This is a genomic window from Tepidimonas fonticaldi (genome assembly GCF_007556755.1).
Lineage (GTDB): Bacteria > Pseudomonadota > Gammaproteobacteria > Burkholderiales > Burkholderiaceae_C > Tepidimonas > Tepidimonas fonticaldi.
The window spans coordinates 56104-62192 of sequence record NZ_VJOO01000018.1 but is presented as its reverse complement, the minus strand read 5'-3'; the positions used below and the strand labels follow the sequence as shown (position 1 = coordinate 62192).

Here is a 6089-nt window from a genome sequence, read left to right as displayed (position 1 = left end):
CGACGGCCGCGCTGGATGCCGGGCTGGTCTTCGAGCGCCAGGCCACGCTGCTGGACCGGGCCGTGGTGCAGACGCTGGAGCCGCGCGTGCTGCTGGCCGCCACCCCCTACCGCGACCGACACGCCCGACAGCGCCAGCACGAATGCCGCCACGACCAGCAGCGCCAGCCAGCCGGCCGACAGGCCCAGGCCGGCGCCGACCAGCCCGGCCAGCCCCGCCGTGGCGGCCGCCCCGAGCACGCGGCCGAGCAGCGCGCGCGTGACGGTGGCGATGACCGGCACGGCGAAGAACGCGAACACCAGCGCACCCTCGACGTCGGTGCCATCGGCCGCGCCGGGGCGGGCCGCGGCCGGTTCGGGTGGCGGCAGCACCTCGCCGGCCAGCGCGGCCAGAATCTGCTCGACGCCGGCCTGCAGCCCGCCGAAGAAGTCGCCCTGGCGGAAGTGCGGCACGATGGCGCGCTCGATGATGCGGCTGGCCAGCAGGTCCGGCAGCGCGCCTTCCACCGCCTTCGCGGTGGCGATGCGCACGCGGCGGTCGTCCTTGGCCACCACCAGCAGCACGCCGTCCCCGACGTCGCGCCGGCCGATCTTCCACGCATCGCCGACGCGCTGCGTGTAGTCGGTGATGTCTTCCGGCGCGGTGGTCGGCACCAGCAGCACCACCACCTGGCTGCCGCGCTCGCGCTCGAACGCCGCCAGCCGCGCCTCCAGCGCCGTGCGCTGCTCGGCGGTCAGGGTGCCGGTCAGGTCCATCACGCGGGCGGTCAGCGCCGGCACCGGCTGCAGGGCCTGCGCGAGCGCCGGCGATGCCCACGCCAGCAACAGCATCAGCCAGACCCACGCCCGCCACGCGAGGCGGCGGCCGCCGTGCCCGCGCGGACCCTCACTCGGGGCCACGCCGGCCACGGCGCGCGGGGATCCGGCGGCGGCAGGCACGCCCGCGCCCCTCAGCGCCCCGGCGTGGCCGGGAATTCCACCTTCGGCGGCTGCGCCAGCGTCGCCTCGTCGGCGGGGGCAAAGCCCGGCTTGGGCGCGTAGCCGAACACCTTGGCCGTCAGGTTGGTCGGGAAGCTGCGCGCCAGCGTGTTGTAGCGCTGCACCGCCTGGATGTAGCGGTTGCGCGCCACGGCGATGCGGTTTTCGGTGCCTTCCAGCTGCACGCGCAGGTCGGCGAAGCCCTGGTTGGCCTTCAGATTCGGGTACTGCTCGGCCACCGCCAGCAGGCGCGCCAGCGCGCCGCCCAGCTCCCCCTGCGCGGCCTGGAAGCGCTGCAGCGCCTGCGGGTCCTGCAGCATCTCGGGCGTGACCTGGATCGCGGTGGCGCGGGCGCGCGCCTCGATGACGCGCGTCAGCGTCTCGCGCTCGAAGTTGGCCTCGCCCTGCACGGTGGCCACCAGATTGGGCACCAGGTCGGCGCGGCGCTGGTACTGGTTGAGCACCTCGGCCCAGGCGGCGCGCACCTCCTCGTCCAGGCGCTGGAACTCGTTGTAGCCGCAGCCGGGCAGCGCGGCGGCCAGCGGCGCGGCCGCGGCCCACGCCAGCCAGCGGCGGCGCGTCGGGGTGGCAAGCGCGGGGTTGGTCATTGCGTTCGGCCCTCCTTGGCGGGCGGCGGCCCGCATGGCGCGCATCATGCCACGACGGCGCCGGCGGCGCTCGCCAGCCAGCCGCGCTGCGCCAGCGCCTCGCGCAGCCGGCGCGCGGTCTGCACCGCCTGCGGCCCGTCGCCGTGCACGCAGACGCTGTCGATCGGGGTCGGCAGCACGCGCCCGCCGCGGGTGACCAGGCCGCCGGCCTGCAGCATCGCCAGCACGTGCGCCACCGCCTCGTCCGGGTCGTGCAGCACGGCGCCCGGCTCGCGGCGGGGCACGAGCTGGCCGTCGTCCTGGTAGGCGCGGTCGGCGAACACCTCGCGCAGCACCGGCTGGCCCAGCGCGAGCGCCGCGCGCTCCAGCGCCGAGCACGCCGGCGCCAGCAGCGGCAGCGCGGGGTCGAACGCGCGCACCGCCTGCACCACGGTGCGCGCCAGCGCCTCGTCGGCGCAGGCCATGTTGTTGAGCGCGCCGTGCGGCTTGACGTGCGCGAGCCGCGCCCCTTCGGCGCGGCACACGCCGGCCAGCGCGCCGATCTGAACGATCAGCAGCGCCTGCAGTTCCTCGGGCTCCAAGTCCATGCGCCGGCGGCCAAAGCCCTGCAGATCCGGAAAGCCCGGGTGCGCGCCGATGGCCACGCCGCGCTCGCGCGCCCGGCGCACGGTGCGGCACATCACCAGCGGGTCGCCGGCGTGGAAGCCGCAGGCGACGTTGGCGCGTCCGACGATGGCCAGCAGCGCCTCGTCGTCGCCCATCGTCCAGGCGCCAAAGCTCTCGCCCAGATCGGCGTTCAGGTCCACGCAAGGGGTTCGGGGGGTCATTCACCTTCCTCCAGCCCCGCCCACGGGGCGTCGTCGAGCGCGGCGCGCAGCACGCCGCTGATCAGGTTGGCGCCGTACAGCCGCGCCTCGTCCAGATAGCCGGGCGGGCGCCACGCCTGCCGCCGCGCGGCCCACGCGGCCCAGGCGTCCCGGCGCGCGTGCAACGCCACCCGCGCCTGCTCCAGCGTCACGGCCAAGAAGCGCAGCGGCCGCGCCGCCGGCCAACGCGCCAGCCGGCCCAGGTCGGCCTGGATGACGGTGGCGATCTTTGGGTAGCCGCCCACGGTCTGCGCGTCGGCCAGCAGCACGATCGGCTGGCCGCTGGCGGGCACCTGGATCGCGCCGGGCGCCACGCCGTCGGAGACGATGTCCGCGTGCGCAGGGGTCAAGTGCTCCAGCGCCGGGCCCGCGAGCCGCATGCCCATGCGGTCGCGCTCCGGCGTGAGGCGCCAGTCGGCCTGCACGAAAAGCGCACGCGCCGCCGGGGTGAAGTGGTCGTCCTGCGGGCCCCAGAGGACGCGGATCGGGCCGTCGTCGTCCGGCAAGGGGTCGGCGCGGCGCTCCACGCCGGGGCCGGCGTCCGCCGCGGCGCACGGCAGCCGGTCGCCGGCGCGCAGGGCGCGGCCCTGCAGCCCACCCATCGCGGTGCGCTCGTGCGTGGCACGGCTGCCCAGCACCAGCGGCACGTCGAGGCCGCCCGCCACCGCCAGGTAGGCCAGCCCCTGCACCGCCCCCAGGCGCAGCGCGTCGCCGGGCTGCAGCGTGACGCTGCACCAGCCGGGCAACGGCTGCCGCGCGCCGGCGGCGCGCTCCACCGTCGCCGCCACGTCGCCCACCACCGCGACGCGCACCGCGGCGCCTTCCGCGCGCAGGCGCGGCCCCAGCAGGCGCAGCTCCAGCAGCGCCGCCTCGGGCGGGTTGTCCAGCAGCGCGTGGGCGGCGCGCGCCCACCACGGGTCCAGCGCCCCGGCCAACGCCACGCCCCAGTGGCGCCGGCCGCGCCGGCCCAGGTCCTGTACGGTGGTGCCGACGCCGCCGTCGAGCACCTGCAGCGCGGCGCTCACGCGGCGGCCTCCGCCGGCGCGTCGCACCAAGCGGCCACGTCCAGCACCCCGCGCTGCGCGGCCTGCCGCAGTCGCTCGTATTCGGCGGCGTCGATGGCGCGCCAGCGCACCACGTCGCCGCTGGCCAGCAGCGCCGGCGGATCGCGGCGCAGGTCCCACAGCGGCGCCGGCGTGCGGCCCACCAGGTGCCAGCCGCCGGGGCTTTCCCACGGGTAGACCGCAGCCATCGCGCCCGCCAGCGCGATCGAGCCCGCGGGCACCGCCTTGCGCGGCGTGGGCAGGCGCGGCACCTGCAGCGCCGGCGGCACCCCGCCCATGTAGGGAAAGCCCGGCATGAAGCCGATCTGATACACGCGCAGCTCCACGCTGAGCAGCCGCTCCACCACCGCGGCGGGGGTGAGGCCCTGGCGCGCCGCCAGCGCCGCCAGATCCGGCGCCAGCGCCGCGTCGAAGCAGGCCGGCAGCGTCCAGCGCCGCCCGCGCGGCGGCGCCGCGCCCGCGTGCTGCGCGAGCAGCAGCAGCGCCCGCCCCAGCGCCACCCCGTCACCGGCGCCCCCGGCGAGCGGGTCGTAGTGCACGGTCAGCGAGCGGAAGGTCGGCACCACGTCCTGCACCGCGTCCCACGGCGGCGCGCCGCTGGCCTGCGCGGCGCGCACCGCCGCCTCCAGGGCCAGCACGCGCGCGTGCAGCGCCGGGTCGATCGCCGCGCCGAACTCCACCGTCCAGGCCGCGTCGCCCAGCGGCAGCAGGCGCGGCGCCGGGCTCAGCCCGCCATGCGCTGCGGCAGCCACGTCACCAGCTCCGGAAAGGCGGTCAGCAGCACCACCGCCAGCACCATGATGACGAACATCGGCGCCGCGTGGCGGGCGAGCTCCGTCACCTGCCGCCCGGTCATGCCCTGCAGCACGAACAGGTTGAAGCCCACCGGCGGCGTGATCTGCGCCATCTCCACCATCACGACGACGAAGATGCCAAACCAGATCAGGTCCAACCCGGCGGCCTGCACGGTCGGCAGCAGCACGCCCATCGTCAGCACGACGATGGAGATGCCGTCCAGAAAGCAGCCGAGCACGATGAAAAAGAGCGCCAGCGCCGCCACCAGCTGCCACGGCTCCAACTGCAGCGAGCCGATCCACGTCGCCACGTGGCGCGGCAGGCCCAGATAGCCCATCGCCAGCGTCAAAAACGCCGCCCCGGCCAGGATCAGCGCAATCATGCAATACATGCGCACCGCGCCGAGCAGGCTGTCGCGCAGCGTCGCCCAGGTCAGCGCCCGCTGGGCCGCGGCGATCAGCAGCGCGCCCACGACGCCGACCGCCGCCGCCTCGGTGGCGGTGGCAATCCCGGTGTAGATGGTGCCGAGTACCCCGCCGATCAGCAGCAGCACCGGCAGCAGGTGGCGGCTGGCGCGCAGCTTGTCCGCCAAGCTCAGCCGCTCTGCCTCCGGCGGGATGGCCTGCGGGTGCAGCAGCGACCACACGATCACGTAGCCCATGAACAGCGCGGCCAGCAGCAGACCCGGCACGATGCCACCGACGAACAGGCGCGCGATCGACACCTCGGCCGTCACGCCATAAACGATCATGATGATCGACGGCGGGATCAAGAGCCCGAGCGTACTGGCACCGGCCAGCGTGCCCAGGCTCAGCGCGTCCGGGTAGCCACGGCGCTGCAGCTCCGGCAGCGTCATCTTGCCAACCGTGGCGCAGGTGGCCGCCGACGAGCCCGACACCGCCGCAAACAGCGTGCTGCCCAGGATGTTGGTGTGCAGCAGCCGTCCCGGCAGGCGCTGCAGCCACGGCGCCAGCCCGCGGAACAGATCCTCCGACAGCCGGGTGCGGAACAGGATCTCGCCCATCCAGATGAACAGCGGCAGCGCCGTCAGCGTCCACGACGAGGCCGAGCCCCAGATGGTCAGCGCCATCGCGTCGCCGACCGAGCGCTGGGTGAACAGCGCCATGCCGATCCAGGCCACACCAATCAGCGCCAGGCCGATCCAGACCCCGGCCGCCAGCAGCAGCAGCAAGGCGCCGATCAGCACCCCGGTAATCAGCAGATCCATAGCCGTGTCCCCCGTAGCGTCATTCGATGCGCGCGGGCTCGTCGCCCGGCGCAGCGGGCGCGGGCTGGCCGCGCAGGTGTTCGACGAACTGCACCGCCAGCGCCAGCACCAGCAGCACCGTGCCCGCGGCCATGCCGAGCTGCGGAATCCACAGCGGCGTGGCGTCCAGCCCGGTGGAGATGTCGTGGAAGGCGTGGCTCTGCCACACCAGCCGCAGCGAGAACCACGCCAGCCCGCCGGCCAGCGCCAGGCCCACCGCGTGCACCGCCAGCTCCACCGCGCGCCGCGCCGGCACCGGCAGGCGCTGCAGCACCAGCATCACGCGGATGTGCTCGCCGCGGCGCAGCGTCGGCGCCAGCGCCAGGAACGCCGCTGCGGCCATGCAGTAGCCGGCGTAGGCGTCCGAGCCGGGCAGCGCCAGCGCGGGCCAGAGCCGCCCGGCGATGCCGAGCAGCACCATCGCCAGCGTGCCGATCAGAAAACCCGCCGCCAGCCAGGCGGCGAGGTCGAACAGGCGGTTGAGGGCCTTCATCGCGGGCTCGGGCACGTCG

The 6089-nt window shown here is 75.5% G+C and carries 6 protein-coding genes and 2 pseudogenes; 1 reads left to right on the top strand and 7 read right to left on the bottom strand.

What is annotated here, in order from left to right; genetic code table 11:
• Positions 1–11 precede the first annotated feature (11 nt).
• Positions 12–65 (top strand): annotated as a pseudogene (locus tag Tfont_RS15060) (hypothetical protein); the annotation flags it as partial.
• Between the two features lie 381 nt (positions 66–446).
• On the opposite strand, the pseudogene Tfont_RS15055 reads toward Tfont_RS15060, so the two are convergent.
• The 7 genes and pseudogenes from Tfont_RS15055 to Tfont_RS09680 all read right to left on the bottom strand — a co-directional run.
• Positions 447–755, bottom strand: a pseudogene (locus Tfont_RS15055) (TPM domain-containing protein); the annotation flags it as partial.
• 194 nt (positions 756–949) lie between these two features.
• The gene (locus Tfont_RS09705) at positions 950–1585 is read right to left on the bottom strand and encodes a LemA family protein (protein WP_143969285.1); all 636 of its coding nucleotides are present in this window, start codon (positions 1583–1585) and stop codon (positions 950–952) included.
• Positions 1586–1629: 44 nt separating this feature from the next.
• Complete coding sequence (locus Tfont_RS09700; protein ID WP_143969284.1) at positions 1630–2412, bottom strand: LamB/YcsF family protein; 783 nt, start codon at positions 2410–2412, stop codon at positions 1630–1632.
• The gene (locus Tfont_RS09695) at positions 2409–3476 is read right to left on the bottom strand and encodes a 5-oxoprolinase subunit C family protein (protein ID WP_143969283.1); all 1068 of its coding nucleotides are present in this window, start codon (positions 3474–3476) and stop codon (positions 2409–2411) included. Before Tfont_RS09695 ends, Tfont_RS09700 begins: the two co-directional genes overlap by 4 nt.
• Positions 3473–4267 (bottom strand): 5-oxoprolinase subunit B family protein, encoded by a 795-nt coding sequence (locus Tfont_RS09690; protein ID WP_221934286.1) that lies wholly within the window; start codon positions 4265–4267, stop codon positions 3473–3475. Before Tfont_RS09690 ends, Tfont_RS09695 begins: the two co-directional genes overlap by 4 nt.
• Positions 4240–5538, bottom strand: coding sequence for a TRAP transporter large permease (locus Tfont_RS09685; protein WP_143969282.1), 1299 nt, complete (start codon positions 5536–5538; stop codon positions 4240–4242). The genes Tfont_RS09690 and Tfont_RS09685 overlap by 28 nt, the downstream gene beginning before the upstream one ends.
• A gap of 19 nt (positions 5539–5557) precedes the next feature.
• Positions 5558–6070 carry a TRAP transporter small permease gene (locus Tfont_RS09680; protein ID WP_143969281.1) on the bottom strand — a complete coding sequence of 171 codons (513 nt, stop codon included), beginning with the start codon at positions 6068–6070 and terminating at the stop codon, positions 5558–5560.
• Between the last annotated feature and the right edge of the window lie 19 nt (positions 6071–6089).

What these genes read in the sequence shown, in the direction of transcription:
- Tfont_RS09705 (WP_143969285.1), bottom strand. Translation starts at nt 1,585, where the DNA reads ATGACCAACCCCGCGCTTGCCACCCCGACGCGCCGCCGCTGGCTGGCG.
- Tfont_RS09700 (WP_143969284.1), bottom strand. Translation starts at nt 2,412, where the DNA reads ATGACCCCCCGAACCCCTTGCGTGGACCTGAACGCCGATCTGGGCGAG.
- Tfont_RS09685 (WP_143969282.1), bottom strand. Translation starts at nt 5,538, where the DNA reads ATGGATCTGCTGATTACCGGGGTGCTGATCGGCGCCTTGCTGCTGCTG.
- Tfont_RS09680 (WP_143969281.1), bottom strand. Translation starts at nt 6,070, where the DNA reads ATGAAGGCCCTCAACCGCCTGTTCGACCTCGCCGCCTGGCTGGCGGCG.